Raw genomic sequence first — 277 nt, 5'->3', positions numbered from 1 at the left:
CAGCCGCACCGCCCTGGCCTTGGTGTTCTCGTCGTACCTGATCGCCATCGCGCCATCCTTCCCTCAAAGGAAGGTGCGCATAAAACCCGGGACGGTTCAGAGTCCGGATTCGGCTGCGGCGTGGGCGTCGTCGATTGTGTCGGGGCACAGGTTGGCCAGTTCGACGGTTTTGAGGTTGCCCATACCATTTCGATGGGGTTGAGGTCGTGGGCGTAGCCCGGTAGCCGTTCGACGGTGAGCCAGTGGCGTTGCTGTTGGAGCCATGCGGTCATGGCTT

General features: G+C 62.1%; 1 protein-coding gene. It reads left to right on the top strand.

What is annotated here, in order from left to right; translation table 11 throughout:
- The coding region (locus CDN38_RS30135) for a hypothetical protein (protein WP_204903273.1) at positions 1-216 on the top strand (216 nt) is incomplete at its 5' end.
- Positions 217-277 lie beyond the last annotated feature (61 nt).

Origin of the sequence: Mycobacterium ostraviense (assembly GCF_002705925.1) — a bacterium.
In the GTDB taxonomy this organism is placed as follows: domain Bacteria; phylum Actinomycetota; class Actinomycetes; order Mycobacteriales; family Mycobacteriaceae; genus Mycobacterium; species Mycobacterium ostraviense.
Note: the sequence above shows the minus strand (reverse complement) of the source record. Positions and strands in the feature narration are given on the sequence as shown.